Annotated in this window: 18 protein-coding genes; 9 read left to right on the forward strand and 9 right to left on the reverse strand. The window is 64.5% G+C overall.

Annotated features, from left to right (window positions below; genetic code table 11):
* Positions 1-361 precede the first annotated feature (361 nt).
* Both ON44_RS30865 and ON44_RS53530 read left to right on the forward strand, forming a co-directional pair.
* Positions 362-895: a carboxymuconolactone decarboxylase family protein gene (locus ON44_RS30865; RefSeq protein WP_083898240.1), complete on the forward strand. Its 534-nt coding sequence runs from the start codon at positions 362-364 to the stop codon at positions 893-895.
* A 275-nt stretch (positions 896-1170) separates the two neighbouring features.
* The gene (locus tag ON44_RS53530; RefSeq protein ID WP_281005305.1) at positions 1171-1302 is read left to right on the forward strand and encodes a hypothetical protein; all 132 of its coding nucleotides are present in this window, start codon (positions 1171-1173) and stop codon (positions 1300-1302) included.
* A gap of 9 nt (positions 1303-1311) precedes the next feature.
* Here the strand turns inward: ON44_RS53530 and ON44_RS30870 are convergent, their stop codons facing one another.
* Positions 1312-2079 carry a TetR/AcrR family transcriptional regulator C-terminal domain-containing protein gene (locus ON44_RS30870; RefSeq protein ID WP_040696552.1) on the reverse strand — a complete coding sequence of 256 codons (768 nt, stop codon included), beginning with the start codon at positions 2077-2079 and terminating at the stop codon, positions 1312-1314.
* A 145-nt stretch (positions 2080-2224) separates the two neighbouring features.
* Here ON44_RS30870 and ON44_RS30875 point away from each other — a divergent pair, with 145 nt between their 5' ends.
* A complete protein-coding gene (locus ON44_RS30875; protein WP_040696555.1) occupies positions 2225-2602 on the forward strand; it encodes a VOC family protein in 378 nt (125 codons plus the stop codon).
* 313 nt (positions 2603-2915) lie between these two features.
* Here ON44_RS30875 and ON44_RS30880 read toward each other — a convergent pair whose 3' ends face one another.
* Positions 2916-3767, reverse strand: a complete 852-nt coding sequence (locus tag ON44_RS30880; protein ID WP_040696558.1) for an SDR family oxidoreductase — start codon at positions 3765-3767, stop codon at positions 2916-2918.
* A 100-nt stretch (positions 3768-3867) separates the two neighbouring features.
* Between ON44_RS30880 and ON44_RS30885 the strand changes: the two genes are divergently transcribed.
* Together ON44_RS30885 and ON44_RS30890 are read left to right on the forward strand one after the other, a co-directional pair.
* Positions 3868-4266 carry a winged helix-turn-helix transcriptional regulator gene (locus tag ON44_RS30885; protein ID WP_051182630.1) on the forward strand — a complete coding sequence of 133 codons (399 nt, stop codon included), beginning with the start codon at positions 3868-3870 and terminating at the stop codon, positions 4264-4266.
* 64 nt (positions 4267-4330) lie between these two features.
* Positions 4331-4747, forward strand: a complete 417-nt coding sequence (locus ON44_RS30890) for a PPOX class F420-dependent oxidoreductase (protein ID WP_040696561.1) — start codon at positions 4331-4333, stop codon at positions 4745-4747.
* Between the two features lie 6 nt (positions 4748-4753).
* On the opposite strand, the gene ON44_RS30895 is transcribed toward ON44_RS30890, so the two are convergent.
* The 3 genes from ON44_RS30895 to ON44_RS30905 form a co-directional block, all read right to left on the reverse strand.
* Positions 4754-5455, reverse strand: a complete 702-nt coding sequence (locus ON44_RS30895) for a polysaccharide deacetylase family protein (RefSeq protein WP_040696564.1) — start codon at positions 5453-5455, stop codon at positions 4754-4756.
* 69 nt (positions 5456-5524) lie between these two features.
* Positions 5525-6925 carry a dihydrolipoyl dehydrogenase gene (lpdA, locus tag ON44_RS30900; RefSeq protein WP_040696565.1) on the reverse strand — a complete coding sequence of 467 codons (1401 nt, stop codon included), beginning with the start codon at positions 6923-6925 and terminating at the stop codon, positions 5525-5527.
* A 195-nt stretch (positions 6926-7120) separates the two neighbouring features.
* The gene (locus tag ON44_RS30905; protein WP_040696733.1) at positions 7121-8095 is read right to left on the reverse strand and encodes a dipeptidase; all 975 of its coding nucleotides are present in this window, start codon (positions 8093-8095) and stop codon (positions 7121-7123) included.
* Positions 8096-8264: 169 nt separating this feature from the next.
* Here ON44_RS30905 and ON44_RS30910 point away from each other — a divergent pair, with 169 nt between their 5' ends.
* The 3 genes from ON44_RS30910 (at position 8265) to ON44_RS47160 (ending at position 11959) form a co-directional block, all read left to right on the forward strand.
* Complete coding sequence (locus tag ON44_RS30910; protein WP_051182645.1) at positions 8265-10316, forward strand: prolyl oligopeptidase family serine peptidase; 2052 nt, start codon at positions 8265-8267, stop codon at positions 10314-10316.
* Positions 10317-10415: 99 nt separating this feature from the next.
* Positions 10416-11318 carry an alpha/beta fold hydrolase gene (locus tag ON44_RS47155; protein ID WP_051182631.1) on the forward strand — a complete coding sequence of 301 codons (903 nt, stop codon included), beginning with the start codon at positions 10416-10418 and terminating at the stop codon, positions 11316-11318.
* Positions 11315-11959, forward strand: coding sequence for a TetR/AcrR family transcriptional regulator C-terminal domain-containing protein (locus tag ON44_RS47160; protein ID WP_051182632.1), 645 nt, complete (start codon positions 11315-11317; stop codon positions 11957-11959). Before ON44_RS47155 ends, ON44_RS47160 begins: the two co-directional genes overlap by 4 nt.
* A 447-nt stretch (positions 11960-12406) precedes the next feature.
* Here the strand turns inward: ON44_RS47160 and ON44_RS50610 are convergent, their stop codons facing one another.
* The gene (locus ON44_RS50610; RefSeq protein WP_157187359.1) at positions 12407-12565 is read right to left on the reverse strand and encodes a hypothetical protein; all 159 of its coding nucleotides are present in this window, start codon (positions 12563-12565) and stop codon (positions 12407-12409) included.
* A 171-nt stretch (positions 12566-12736) separates the two neighbouring features.
* On the opposite strand from ON44_RS50610, the gene ON44_RS54145 reads away from it, so the two are divergent.
* A complete protein-coding gene (locus ON44_RS54145) occupies positions 12737-12847 on the forward strand; it encodes a DUF6879 family protein (protein WP_373283227.1) in 111 nt (36 codons plus the stop codon).
* 65 nt (positions 12848-12912) lie between these two features.
* On the opposite strand, the gene ON44_RS30925 is transcribed toward ON44_RS54145, so the two are convergent.
* The 3 genes from ON44_RS30925 to ON44_RS30935 all read right to left on the reverse strand — a co-directional run bounded on the left by ON44_RS30925 (position 12913) and on the right by ON44_RS30935 (position 14997).
* Positions 12913-13344 (reverse strand): nitroreductase family deazaflavin-dependent oxidoreductase, encoded by a 432-nt coding sequence (locus tag ON44_RS30925; protein WP_051182646.1) that lies wholly within the window; start codon positions 13342-13344, stop codon positions 12913-12915.
* Between the two features lie 129 nt (positions 13345-13473).
* The gene (locus ON44_RS30930) at positions 13474-14334 is read right to left on the reverse strand and encodes an alpha/beta hydrolase family protein (protein WP_040696567.1); all 861 of its coding nucleotides are present in this window, start codon (positions 14332-14334) and stop codon (positions 13474-13476) included.
* A 30-nt stretch (positions 14335-14364) separates the two neighbouring features.
* The gene (locus ON44_RS30935; RefSeq protein WP_040696569.1) at positions 14365-14997 is read right to left on the reverse strand and encodes a TetR/AcrR family transcriptional regulator; all 633 of its coding nucleotides are present in this window, start codon (positions 14995-14997) and stop codon (positions 14365-14367) included.
* Between the last annotated feature and the right edge of the window lie 113 nt (positions 14998-15110).

The raw sequence follows: 15110 nt of genomic DNA on the forward strand, positions 1-15110 counted from the left end.
TCTTGATCTTCACCAGCATCGCGTATTCCCTACCCTCATCCGGTTCACCCCGGCGTCCCACCATCCACCGCGCCGGTACTGATGATGACCCGCCGTCGCCGCGAAGACCACCGGAAAGCCAAGAAGACCAGCACAATTCAGCAATAGAAACCGATCAGTCGGATCTATCCCGACCGGCCGATCCCCTAGTGGTACCCCTAGGGATCCGCGGATAAGCCGAGATCCCGGAGCCGCGCACCGCACAATTCGGCACCGCCGCCCCGCCGATCACGGACCTACCCGCTAGTACGCTCGGATTCGGTCCGGCAGGACGGACCCCGCCACCGGCGGCGGACAAGGAGGCATGAGCATGGTTTCGGCGTTGCAACCACGCATTTCACCCGGTCGACTCCGGGAGCTGGGCCCGATCAATTGGATTGTCTGGCAGATACTTTCACGTGCGGCGGGGACGGACGACGCACATCTGTTCAGCACACTCGGCCGCACCAAAGGACTGTTCCGCGGCTGGCTGCACTTCTCCGGGCGGCTGATGCCGGGCGGCCGACTGCCCAGGCACGAATCCGAGCTGGTCATCCTGCGCGTCGCACAACTGCGCGACTGCGCCTACGAAATGGACCATCACATTCGCCTCGGCAGGCGGGCCGGCGTCACGCCGGAGATCCTGGACCGGGTTCGCACCGGCCCCGCCGCCGACGGGTGGTCGGATAAGCATCGCGCGCTGCTCACCGCCGTCGACAAGTTGGTCGAAACCCGCGATATCGACGACGCCACCTGGTCCGCGCTTGCCGAGCACTACGACGAGCGCAGCCTGATCGAAATCGTGCTGCTCATCAATCAGTACGAGGGGCTGGCCGCGACCATCACCGCGCTGCGGATCCAGCGCGACGGCGTCTGACCGACCACGGCGTTGGCGCACAGTTCGCCACCCCTCGCCAACGCCACCCATTCTCGATTTAGCAATTCCATAGCGATCACCCGCGATAGCCCCTAAACTGAAACGCGACACGCACAGAATGACGACTTTCATCCCCGTCGTCATGCAGCACCATAGCTTTCGAGACATCAACCGACGTGTGTCGCACGCCATAGTGTGACAGCACCAGGATCGGAAACCCCTCCATCAAGCTAGCTGGCAATTAACTGTCGGCTCTAGAGGAGAAAGGGGCCGTCATGACTGTCAGCCTCGTGTTGATCGTGGCGGGATTCATTCTTCTGTCCATCGTGATCACAAGCTTCCTGCTTCCCGGCAGTGCGGACACCGCGCGGCATCCGAAACCGCACAACGAGACCGGCGATCAGTAGCCCTGCGGCTCAGCGGCTTTCGATGAGCTGCGCCAGGCCGTCCAGGACTCGCACCAGACCGAATTCGTAGGCGTGGTCGGCGCTGTAGGCGGAGTCGTACGCCTGCCCCGCGACCGCGCCGACGCGGGCGGCCAGCGGGTAGCGCTCGGCATCGAAGAACTGCGCCAGTAGCGGAGCTGCACGCTCCCACCATTGCCGGTCGGACATGGCGCTATCGGTTGCGGCGCGTTCGGTGTCGATGGCGATGCGAGCCGCCGAGGTGACAAAGCCGAGGACGTAGGTGACGGCGGCGTCCAGCTCGAGGTCGTCGAGACCGAGGCCGTCGAAGGCGCGCAGTTCGTGTTCGTATTTGGCGGCGACACCCGGGCCGAGCGGTGGCCGCGTGGTCGGCAGATAGGCGACCCACGGGTGACGGACCAGCATGGCGCGATTCTCGGCGGCGATCGTCGTGACGCGATCGCGCCAGGGCAGACCGGTCAGGTCGGCCCGCGGCATCTCCCGATAGACCGCGTCGAGCATCAGGTCGACGAGTTCCGCCTTGCCCGGCACGTAGGTGTAGGTGGCCATGGGGGTCAAGCCCAGCTTGGTGGCGACCGCTCGCATGGTGAGCGCGCCGATCCCATCCGCGTCCGCGATTTCGATGGCCGCCGCGACCACGGCATCCACACTGCTGCGCTGCTTCGGTCCGCGCACCGATGCGGCAGGCACGCGCCACAGCAGTTCCAAGGTGCGCACGGGATCGCCCGCGCTGCTGCGGTCCCGTGACTGCTCGGCCATGCCGCCTCCTCGTGTTCGCGAGATCCCCGTGCGAAAGCCGATCGTATCGGCGTGACCCACATAACAGTGCGGCCACTCGGGAATTCCTCTACAGAGTACAGCATACTTAGTATAGTATTTGAGTCCAGCTCCCGAGGAGGACCTTGTGAAAATCACCGCTTCCGCCATCTCGCTCAATGTCGCCGACCCGCAGGCCTCGGCAAAGTTCGCCATCGACCACCTCGGCTTCACCGAGCAGATGTCGGCCGACGGTTTCGTCTCGGTCGCCCGCCCCGATGCCGGTTTCACCGTGTGCTACCTGCGTACGGGTCTCGACAGCTTCAAGCCGAAAGACAAAGCGGGAAGTGCTGGCGAGGGGCTACTGGTCGCGTTCGTCGTGGACGATATCGATGCCGAGTACGAACGGCTCCAGAGCGAGGGCGTGCCGATCGTCACCCCGATCGAGACCGAGCCCTGGGGTGAGCGCTACTTCCAGACGGCCGATCCGAACGGCATCATCCTGCAATTGGTGCAGTGGGTCTGATGCGAGTCGAGGTCGCATGCCGTGCGGTAAGCAGGGCATACGACCTCGGTTGATGCAACCGGGCCTGCACGCCGTCTCAACGCCTCACGGCCGCGGCGTGCGAGCCCGGTGAACCTACCCATGGTTGCAACGCTGCGGCGGCGTATGCCCCCCGCGACTCAGCTACCAATTCCATTGACACAGAACGGGATTGCACACCGTATCGACGAACGCGGATAACGCGCGACCGAAATACGGGCGTGCAAGTTGGGTGACCTGCCTTTGGACGCGTGGAGCTGGGAGGCGCACGACCTCGGCGTCTTAGCCAACCAATTTAGGCGAGGGCGGCGCCGAAGACCTCGACGGCGGGAGTGGAGGGGCGGCCGAGCAGTTTCTGGAGGTCGCCGGAATCCACATCGAGGATGCCGTCGCCGACTCCGGCGTCCGCATCCGCGAGCACCGCGGCGTAGTCGCCGGGCAGACCGGCCTGCTCGAGCGCCGCGCTGTAGTCCTCCTTGGACAGGTTCTCGTAGCGCACCGGCTTGCCGGATGCCTGCGAAATCACCTGGGCGAGTTCGGCATAGGTGAGGCGCTCATCGCCGCCGAGTTCGTAGATCCGGCCCGCGTGGCCGTCGGTGGTCAGCACCTTGGCGGCCGCCTCGGCATAGTCGGCGCGCGCGGCACCGGCAACGCGACCCGTACCCGCAGCACCGCGCAGCACGCCGGACTCGACCGTGTGCCCGAGCGCGCCGAAGTAGTTCTCCCAGTACCAGCCGTTGCGCAGGAGTGTGTGCGGGACAGTCGATCCCGCGAGTACCTCCTCGGTGCCCCGGTGCTCCTGGGCCAGGATGAGCGGGTTCTCGGTGGCGCGCGGAATGCTCGTGTAGGCGAGCAGCTGCACGCCCGCACGCTCGGCGGCCCGAATTACATTGGTGTGCTGGGCGACTCGGGACCCGAATTCGTTTCCGGAGACCAGCAGTACCCGATCGACACCGGCCAAGGCCCGGTCGAGGGCTTCGGCGTCGTCATAGGAGGCCTGCCGGACCTCGACGCCCCGCTCGGCCAGATCGGCAACCTTCTGCGGATCACGCACGATCGCGACCACGGGCGTGGTCCCCTCACGCAACAGCGCCTCGACGACGAGACGGCCCAGCTGCCCACCAGCTCCGGTTACGGCGACGGTCATGACTTACCTCCATGGGTCTGTACGGTTCATCAAGTACTAACTAATAGTAAGCACTATGCATTCCGCATCCACTTTGGTCAAGTTGGGTACTATCGATTCCATGACCACTCAGCGCACGCCGTTGGTGGATACCGACGATCCGACGCTGGAAGCCGACGTATTCGCCCGGAACTGCACGTCACGACCGGTGCTCCAGAATGTGATCAGCCGCTGGGGCACCCTCGCCCTGGTCGCGCTGCGCGAGGGGCCGTACCGGTTCAGCGCCCTGCGCCGCCGCGTCGACGGCGTCAGCGAGCGCATGCTCTCGCAGACTCTGCAGGCCCTGGAGCGCGACGGCATGGTCCATCGCGAGGTGCAGGAAACCATCCCCCCGCGAGTCGAATACACCCTCACCGAGCTTGGCACTCTGGTCGCCGAACGCCTGGAAGACCTCATCCAGATCGTCGAAACCAACATGCCCCGAGTCCTCGAAGCCCAAGCCGCGTACCACCGCGACTGACCCCAACTCGGTCGGCGGATGCGCGCCCGGGAAGCTCGGGGCGTTGTCGCGGGTTGGTGTGGGTATGGAAATTTCCTCGGCTGTTGATTTCGCGCGGACCACCAAGCGGTCCGTGCTCACCACCATCCGGCGCAATGGTCGCCCACAGCTGTCCAATGTGCTGCATGTGGTGGGTGACGACGGGGTCATCCGCATCTCCATCACCGCCGACCGGGCCAAGTACCACAATCTGGTGCGCGATCCGTGGGCCGCAATCCACGTCACCCGCGACGACTTCTTCGCCTACGCCGTCATCGAGGGCACCGTCGATCTCACGCCCGTCGCCGCCGACCCCAACGACTCCACTGTCGACGAACTGGTCGCCTACTACCGAGCGGGCTCAGGCGAGCACCCCGACTGGGACGAATACCGCAAGGCCATGGTCACCGACCGCCGCGCCCTCGTTCGCCTGACGCCCACCCACGCCTACGGCATGCTCTGACGATTCTCAGTGCTTCAGAAGCTCCGACACCGTGACGAATTGGTAACCGGCGGAACGCAGTTCGCTGACTATGCGCGGAATGGCGGCAAGGGATTCATGCCATTGGCCCATGACGTGCAGTAGGACGATGGAGCCGGGCCGCACCTTGGACACGGTTTCGGCGACGATGGCATCGGCACTCGCCTGCTTGCCCGAGTCGGGTTCCACATCCCAGGTGATCGTCGTGCGGTCGTGGTCGGAGAGGTACTTCGGGAGCGCCCAGAGCTTCTTGCCGTAGGGCGGGCGGAAGGTGACCGGGCCCTGGTAACCGGTTTTCGCGATTTCCGCGTCGGTTCGCTCGATCTCGTCGCGAACGGTGTCGCCGGAGACGAGCACCATGCGGCGATGGTCGTAGGTGTGATTGCCGATCTCGTGACCGGCCTGCGCAATGGCCCTGCCGTATTCGGGATGCGCGGCCAGATCACGGCCCATGAGATAGAAAGTGGCCGGAATCGCCGCTTCGGCAAGGACTTTCAACACTTCGGGCGCTTTGTCCGTCGGCCCGTCGTCCAGGGTCAATGCGACCACCTTGTCGGTGGTATCGACTCGGTTCACGAGCCGCCCCGCCAGTTGGAAGGTGCGCGAGTTCATCAGGTAGTAGCCGCCGACCGCCAGCGCCAACACCACCACGAGCACCAGCGCACTACCGATCAACCATTTGCGTCGCATCGTTCAGCTCCAATGAAAAACGGTGGCGCCCGGACCTTTCGGCCCGAACACCACCGTCTCCGACACGGATCAGAAGTTGATCATGTGGCCGGCGAGGCCGTGGAACGCTTCCTGCAGGGCTTCGCTCAACGTCGGGTGAGTGTGGACGTTGCGGGTCAGCTCATTGACGGTCAGGTCCCACTTCTGGGCCAGGGTCAGCTCCGGCAGCAGTTCGGAGACATCCGGACCGATGAGGTGGCCGCCGAGGAGTTCACCGTACTTGGCGTCGGCGACCAGCTTGACGAAACCGGTCGGATCGCCGAGACCGTGCGCCTTGCCGTTGGCGGTGAACGGGAAGGTGGCGACCTTCACGTCGTAGCCCTCGTCGCGGGCCTGCTGCTCGGTGAGGCCGAAGCTGGCGACCTGCGGCTGGCAGAAGGTGGCGCGCGGCATCATCCGGTAGTCGCCGAGGGTCACCGTCGGCGCGCCGGCGATGGTCTCCGACGCCACGACCCCCTGGGCCTCCGCGACGTGGGCGAGCTGCAGCTTCCCGGTCACGTCACCGATGGCGTAGATATGCGGCACATTGGTGCGCATGTTGTCGTCGATGGCGATGGCGCCGCGCTCGAGCGCGACACCGGTGTTCTCCAGGCCGTAGCCCTCGACCCGCGGCGCGAAGCCGACGGCCTGCAGCACCTTGTCGACGGTGACCGTCTCCAGGTTGCCGGTCTTGTTGTCCTTGATCGACACGGTGACCTTGGAACCGTCGTCGTCGATCGACTGCACGGCCGCACCGGTGGTGATGGTGATGCCGAGCTTCTTGTACTGCTTGGTGATCTCCTTGGAGACGTCGGCGTCCTCGTTCGGCAGCGCACGATCCAGGAACTCCACGATGCGCACATCGACGCCGTAGTTCTTCAGGACGTAGCCGAACTCCATGCCGATCGCGCCAGCGCCGACGATCAGGATCGAGCCGGGCAGGTCGCGGGTGAGGATCTGCTCCTCGTAGGTCACCACATTCGCGCTGAGCGAGGTGCCCGGCAGCAGCTTGGTGACGGTGCCCGTGGCGATGATGACATTGCTGAAGGTGATCGTCTCGGTGCCGCCGCTGGACAGGGCGACCGAGAGGGTGTTCGCGTCGGTGAAGGTGCCCTTACCGTCGAACTCGTCGATCTTGTTCTTCTTCATCAGGAAGTGGACGCCCTTGACCCGGCCGTCGGCGACCTTGCGGCTGCGGTCGAACGCGACACCGAAGTCGAAGCTCACGTCGCCGGAAATGCCGAAGGTCTTGGCTTCCTTGGTGAAGATATGCGCGAGTTCCGCGTTGCGCAGCAGCGCCTTGGAGGGGATGCAGCCCACGTTGAGGCAGACACCACCCCAATACTTCTGCTCGACGATCGCGGTACGGAGGCCAAGTTGTGCCGCGCGGATGGCGGCGACATAACCGCCAGGACCGGCACCGAGAACGACAACGTCGTAATGGGAAGTCACGCCGTCGAGCCTAACTCTGTCGAGCAAACTTCACCCACCCGTCCCCCACCAAGGTTGGATGCGCCTGGTCAACGCCTCGGATGCCCCGGGCCTGGCGATTCCCGGCTCGGCCGCAGATCACTACGGCTCGCGACGCCCGGTTCGCCGTGCCGATCCCGGTCGAGAACAAAATGAACGGATTGTGGGTGCCGCGGATCAGTCCCGCCAGACCTGCTGGGCGACCCGAGCGAAGTTGCCACCGAACACCGCCGCCCGGTCCCCAGCACTGAAACCACGACCGGCAAGCTCGGCATCCAATCCGGGCAGCTCGTTCAGTCCGAGCAGATCTTCCGGCGGCACCCATTGCAGCGGCCCCCACTTGGTATACGCGTCGGAAAACGCCCCCGGATCCTGCGTGAGCATGTCATTGAAATCCTCGGCATCGAAGGAGTAGTCGGATCCGATGCCGATATGTTCGATCCCGACGAGCTCCGCACCGTATTCGATATGCGCGGCCATTGCCGCGACCCGCTCGGCCCGGCCATCGATCGCATTCTGGCCGAGGAAGATTCCCACTCCATTGATACCGATAACCCCGCCGGTCCGGGCACAAGCCAGCGCCTGTTCGTCGGTGATATTGCGCGGATGCGCCCACAGTGCGGCGAAATTGGAATGGCTGTAGATCATCGGAACCCCGGTGCATTCGGCGAGGTCAAGTCCGGTGCGGCGGGAGCAGTGCGAACCGTCGACGAATATGCCGACCTCGTTCTGTTTGCGCACCAGATCTCGGCCGTAGGCGGTGAGTCCGGTGTCGTCGGTATCCAGACAGCCGCAACCGGCCGCATTGGCGTGGTTGTAGGTCGGCAGCATTGAGCGAACGCCCAGTTCGTAGAACATCTCGAGGTTATCCGGATCACCACCCAGCGGCCCCGAATCCTCCAGGTCGAAAGCCAGCGAAATGGTCTCGGCGGCACCGATATCGGCGAACCGGTCGACCAGCCGGAACCGACCGTCGCCCAGCGCGTCCCGGCGGAACTTGTGCAGCAGCGCCAGCGAATCCTCCGTCGACTGCCGCGAATACCCGACGTTCACCGATAAATACGAGCCGAGCGGATAGCGCGCCAGATCGGCGATCCGAGCGGAATGCAGTAATGGCAGGCAGCAGTGCTGCTCCCAGAGAAACTGTGGCAAACCGGCCACCTTCCACCTCGGTTCGGTATCGGACCAGCGATCCTACTGATCCGACCGGTACGTATGTCACGCCTTGAATCGATGTCGAGCAACCGGTAACAGGCCGCCCGAATTGCCCGATTCATCGAGTGATATCTCACCTTTAAAGCCTCTCGGCAACAATGTGGACATGACGGGCGTTGAGCAAACTGTGACCGATCCCTACCTGTGGCTCGAAGAAGTAACCGATGAGCGGGCCCTCGACTTCGCCCGCGCGCACAACGATGTGGTTGTCGAGCGTTTCGCCAGCTCCGGTCGGTTCACCGAGCTCGAGCGCCGCATTCTGGACATGCTCGACACCGATACCAAGATCGCCTACCCGGGTCGGCGCGGCCGCTGGCTCTACAACTTCTGGCGCGATGCCGAACATCCGCGCGGGCTGTGGCGGCGCACCACCTTCGCCGAATACGCCAAGGAAGCGCCGGACTGGGATGTGCTGATCGACCTGGACGCACTCGGCACCGCCGAGGGCGAGAACTGGGTGTGGGGTGGTGCCGCGGTGCTGCGGCCGGAACAGTCGCGTGCGCTCATCAGCCTGTCCCGCGGCGGCGCGGATGCCAAGGTCGTGCGTGAATTCGATATCGAAACAAGGGAATTCATCGATCCCGCCGACGGCGGTTACTTCCTGCCCGAGGCGAAATCCGAGATCCGCTGGATCGATATCGACTCGGTCTATGTCGGCACCGATTTCGGACCGGGTTCGCTCACCGATTCCGGCTATCCGCGAATCGCCAAGCGCTGGCGGCGCGGTACCCCGCTAACCGAGGCCGAGACGGTATTCGAGGGCGAGGCAGGCGATGTCGCGGTCTCGGCCGGCTACGACCGGACGCCCGGCTATGAACGGCATTTCGTCGGTCGTGCCACCGACTTCTTCAACGAAGAGGTGTACCTGCTCGAACGCGACGGCAGTCTGCGGCATCTCGATGTACCGACCGACGCCAGCGAGTCCTGGTACAAGGATTGGTTCCTGGTCCGACTGAAGTCGCCGTGGGAAATCGGTGACAAGACCTACCCGGCCGGTGCGTTGCTGGCCATGGACTTCGAGAAATTCCTTTCCGGCGCACGGGAGTTCGAGGTGATCTTCACCCCGGACGAGCACACTTCATTGCACGGCTACGGCTGGACCGAGAACCATCTGCTGCTGATCACCCTCGAGGATGTGCAGACCAAGCTCTACGTCCTCACGCCCGGTCCGGACGGCTGGCACAGGGAGCCACTCGCCGACACCCCGCCGATGGCGACCACCAGCGTGATGAATCTCGACCCGCTCGAGGGCGGCGACGAATTCATGCTGACCACAAGCGGATTCACCACTCCCGCCACCCTGCTCGCAAGTTCGGTGGGCGGCCGGTCCGAACAACTCAAACAGGAACCCGGCTTCTTCGACGCCGACGGCATCGAGACCGAGCAGTTCTTCGCGCGCTCCGATGACGGAACCGTGGTGCCGTATTTCGTGATCCGCCACCGCGACCGCAAGGACACCCCCGGCCCCACGGTGATGTCCGGCTACGGCGGCTTCGAGGTATCCCGCACCCCCTCCTACAGCGGCGCCTCCGGGATGGGCTGGCTGGAACGCGGCGGCACCTGGGTGATGACCAATATCCGCGGCGGCGGCGAATACGGCCCGCAGTGGCACACCTCGGTGCAGAAGGCCAACCGGCACAAGGTCTACGAGGACTTCTCCTCGATCGCCAAGGATCTGGTGGCCCGCGGCATCACCACGCATGAACAACTGGGCGCGGTCGGCGGTAGCAACGGCGGCCTGCTCATGGGCGTCATGCTGACCCGCTATCCGGAACTGTTCGGCGCCATCGTCTGCCAGGTCCCGCTGCTCGATATGCAGCGGTATCACCTGCTGCTGGCCGGTGCGTCGTGGGTGGCCGAATACGGCGATCCGGACAAACCCGAGGAGTGGGAGTACATCAGCAAGTACTCGCCCTACCAGAACGTCCGCGCCGACGCGTCCTATCCGCCGATCCTGCTGACCACCTCCACCCGCGACGACCGGGTCCACCCGGGCCATGCCCGCAAGATGGCTGCGCTGCTGGAGGAACAGGGCCACACGATCTGGTACCACGAGAACATCGAGGGCGGCCACGGCGGTGCGGCCGACAACAAGCAGTCGGCGTTCCAGGCCGGACTTATCTACGAGTTCTTCACCCAGATGTTGATGGAACGGTAATCAGGTTCAACCGGCCCGGTGCATCCTGCACCGGGCCGACTTCTTGCGGCGGTATGTCTACGATGTAGACTAGATCTACAGCGTAGACAAGGAGCCGCTATGGCCGAAACCGCCATACGAATCGTCGAAACCCTCGGCGCACAACTGCACACCGAAACGGCCGGAACCGGGCCGGATCTGGTCCTCATTTCCGGCGGCGGCGGTGATGCCGGAATGTATGAGGCTGTAGTGCCATTGCTGGCCGACCGCTTCCGCGTCATCACCTTCGACCGGCGCGGCAATTCGCGCAGCGCGCTAACCGATCCGCACGCCACGATCGATGTCGCGACGCAGGCGGCGGATGTCATCGCGGTCCTCGACGCCTACGCGATCGAGCGCGCACACGTCTTCGGCAGCAGCGGTGCCGCGATCATCACGCTCGAACTGCTTGCCGCACACGCAGATCGGCTTATCGATGCAGTCGTGCACGAACCGCCGCTGGTCCAACTGCTGCCCGTCGAAAGCCCTGCGCGGCAGGAGATCGCCGACATAGGCGCACTCGCCGTTGCGAAGAGTCCGATGCGCGCGTTCGCGGCATTCGGCGTTATGACCATGCCGAATGTGCCACGGATCCTTCGGTCGAGTCTGGGACAAACTCTGCTGGCCGGTGCAAGTCGCGTATCGCTCGCGATCGGAGCCGCGCTTCGCCGGATCACCCGAACTCAGCCGTCGACCATGACCCGCCAACTGAACAATGCCGACCTGCTGCTGCGACGCGAACTGCCCGCCTTCTGCTTCGACTACCACCCGGACCTGGCCGCCCTCCGGAAGGTCGAGGTGCCGTGGCAGCTGGCGACCGGACGCGAGAGCGTCGGCAAGCCGTACTACGCCGCCGCACACGCACTGGCCGACGAACTCGGCCGGGACTGTATGGAATTCCCTGGCGGACATGTGCCCTATCAGTTGCAGCCGGAACAGTTCGTCGCCCGGCTGGTGGAGCTGTTCGACGAGATGAGCGCATGAGCAAGCCGAAGCCACCCACCCGAACCGCATTGAATCGCGACTACATTGCCGCGACGGCGCTGACCGTCATCGATACTGCGGGCCTCGACGGCTTCACCATGCGGAAATTGGGTACCGCACTCGGCGCAGACCCGATGGCGGCCTACCGGCACTTCACCGACCAGCAGGACCTGTTCGACGGCATCGCCGAAGCAATGTTCGACGAATTGGAGATGGAAACTCTTCCGTGGCAGGAAGATTGGCCGGAGCTGATGACCGCCTACGCCCATCGCCTACGTTCCACCCTGCGCCGACACCCGAACGCCGTACCGATCTTCGCAACCCGACCGGTCCGCAGCGCCGTGGCGATCGAAACCGGAAACTGGATGCTCGAACGCCTCCAAAGCGGCGGCTTCACCCCCGCGGTAGCCCTGCAATTCGCCCGCTGCCTACGCGAATACGTAATCGGCCACATCCTCAGCCACACCGTAGCCGCCGTAGCATCCCAACGCAGCCGCAAACCCACCCCGAACGCCCCCGACTACAACACCCTCTCCGCAGCCGCCGACGCCACCGCGAACACCGACCACTTCGATATCGGCCTCACGGCGATGCTCGACGGCTTCAGCAAGCATCTCGGCGAAATCGCCGACCACACTTAGCACCTTTCGAAGGTCGCAGCTGATTCAGCGCCCCTTCGGCGGGCGATAGGCTCGATGTCATGACCTCACGATTTGGTTCCGTCACCACAATCACTGGGGCGAGTCCGGCAGTGATTTCGCTGCTTCGTCGCGCCGCGCAGGTTGCCGAACAACACGGTCGCAACGATATGGCACCCGAGGATCTGCAAGTAGCCCTGCTGCAGGGCATCCCGTGGTCCACACTCGAGGTGTGGTGGCCTCGGGTCGGTGGAAAACCGTTGCAGCGTGGAGTCATCAACGACTTCGATCCGTCTGCGCCGCAGAAGGCGTATCGGCTCGAGCGAAAGCCGTTAGCAAGTGAGGGATTTCGATGGTTTCCGGTGTGGCCGTCTCCCACCCCTGGACGAGGTACGGCGCGCCACACAGGTAGAGCCCTCAGCCTGCTGGCTGAGGGCTCCCTGGTTTGGGCTATTCAGACCCGTCGATCTGTGCTCTGAACTCGTCGGCATCCGGCCCCGATAGTTCGTATGTGACGGTGACCGGCTCCACCGGGTTCAATTCGTCACGCCCCGCCGGGCCAGGCACTATCGAGGTCACCAACTCCACCAATTCCGTGTAGGTCAACATTCATCGGTGCCACCATGACGGACACCGGCCGGGGCACGTTCACCCTGTCGGGCCGACCGGTGACCGAGCCTGAGACGCTGGCTCAGCTCGAATTGGCAGACGATGAGGCGGCTATCGAGGTCGAGAAGAAAGTGAGGACGTTTTACGGTGCTACTGGTCGACGGTGCCACTGTGCCACTCAGCGGCTACCACCGTTGGCTACTGTCGATCACGGGCCGGAATATCGAATCCGGGGAGAACATCCGGTATCTGCCCCGTCACCTAGCCGGGGAAGTTCCGTAACGGGTTCGATTCAGCAAACAGCGCGAAGCTCTCGGGGGCCGGTTTGGTTGGTGTTCCAGCCGCGCCTAAGAATTGGCGTTGGCGGGAGCCAGGATGACCACCGGGATCTGCCAGGACACCTTGGCCTGGAAGTCCGCGAGGAATGGTGCGTCCACCAGCTTGCGGTCCCAAAGGTTTTGTCGTTCTTCACCTTCGGCAAAGGATGCGATTACCGGCCAGGACTCGGTGGCGACCTCGACGACGGCCTCGGGATGCGCGGTCAGATTGTGGTACCACCCCGGACGATTCGGGCGCCCGCCGTTCGCGGCGTAGACCACTACCCGGTCACCGTCGCGCTGATAGGCCAGTGGCCAGGTTCGGGATTCGCCCGTGCGGGCGCCGGTGGTGGTCAGCAGTAGCAGCGGTATGTTCGCGAACTGCCCGCCGACCTTTCCCGCATTGGCGCGGAATTCCGCGATGACATCCAGATGTAGTTGCCGCCGTTGCTCATTCGACACGAGCACCAGCCTATGACGGCTTGCTCGATTGCGCTTCGTCGCTGCGCAAACCCAAGCGGCCACCTACCCACGATCGCCGTGCGCCCAGTCGATGAAGCGCCGAGCCTGCGGTCACCATCAAGCGTCCGATCAGCGGTCCCGCAGCCATTTCTCGATTTGATCGACCGTGCTGCGGTACCGACGGATCCAGCCGTTATGCCCCAACGGTTCCGGTTGTACCCAGGTGGTCACCTCGGCCTTGGGCATCTTGGCCAGCAGGTGTGCGACTGAACTGCGCGGCGCGAGATCGTCGCCGGTCATGGTGATGGACAGCACCGGCAGCTTCAGTCTGGCGATCCGCTCCTCGTAGTCGATATCCGCATCGACCGGCACGAAGCGGCCGGTGCGGGCCAGCCGGGCCCAATCCGACATCAGCACCTTCGACTGACGTCCGAAGCCGCCGAGCGAGATCCGGTCGCCGGGCCAGAAGCCGGCCAGATTGGCCGTCAGCGACATGACCGCGGTGCCGGCCAGCATGCCAGGACCCGAAATACCCCGGAATCCACGGTGATACGGGGTGCCGGAGGCGATCAGGATCAGCCCACCCAGGCGGCCGCGGATCCGTGACGCGTACAGCACAGCGAGCTGGCCGCCCATGCTGTGGCCGAGCAGATACGGGGTGCTCTCCGGGAACCGGTCGCGCACCACCGAAAAGATCGCCGGGAAGTCGACCGATGCCAGTTCGTGGTAGCCGAAGGTGCTCGCGGCGCTCGGGCGCGGGCGACTATCACCCGCGCCGCGCAGCTCACCGATCGCGGCATCGAAGCCGCGCGCGGCCAGCTCTTGGGCGAACAGTTCGTAGTACCCGGCCGGGACACCGAGGCCGGGCACCATCACCACCACCGGACGCGGCGCATCCGGGCGCACCGGATGCCGATGCGCACCGGTCGCCGGGAACAGCCGCACCGGCACGGTGGTGCCGTCCGGCATCTGGATGGGAACCGTCTCCATAGAGCGCACGCTAGCCGACGGCCGCCGGAACTACGCGCCGACCGCACCCATGATCACTCGGCTGAGCACCCGGATCACGTCGTCTAGTGGCGGGCGTGGGTCCGAACCGCTCCAGGAATCCACCACGTAGTTGACCGCGCCGATGATGGCCAGCACCCGCATCTCGTAGTCGCCCGTTGGGATTTCGCCGTGCAAGGCGGCATCCTCCGCGGCGCCGGCGAGTAGCGAACCCCAGACGCGACGCAGCTCCAGCCGGAACTTCTCCACCTTCGGCCCGGCGCCGACGACCTCTACCAGCGCCACCCGCGCCTTGCGCGGATCGGAGCCGATGGATTCGACGTAGGCGCGCACCGAGGCATCGATGATCTCCAGCGCGGTCGCATCGGATTTCTTCTCGAGGGCGGCGGTCACCGCATCGCGCGATTCCCTATCGATCTGCTCGTAGAGCTCGAGTAGGAGGGATTCGCGGCCGGTGAACTCCTCATAGAACTGCCTCGAGGAGAGTCCGGCGTCCTTACAGATAGCGCCGACCGAACTATTGGCGTAGCCATCGCGCGCAAAGACCGTCAGGCCCGATTCCAGAAAACGCGCACGCCGCTGACGTTGCCGGTCCTCTACGGGTTGCCCGGCATACATTCGTCCCGTATTCGCATCCTGTGACATTGGGGCAGACAATACCGAAGGGCCCGATCGCCTCGTCATGGATCGGGCTGTTCGTCTCAACCTTCGGCGGAACAGGTGTTAGCCGAAAGTTGGCCGCTCGGTTGCTATTGCGC

This window comes from Nocardia vinacea NBRC 16497 (assembly GCF_000308835.1).
Classification (GTDB): Bacteria; Actinomycetota; Actinomycetes; order Mycobacteriales; family Mycobacteriaceae; genus Nocardia; species Nocardia vinacea.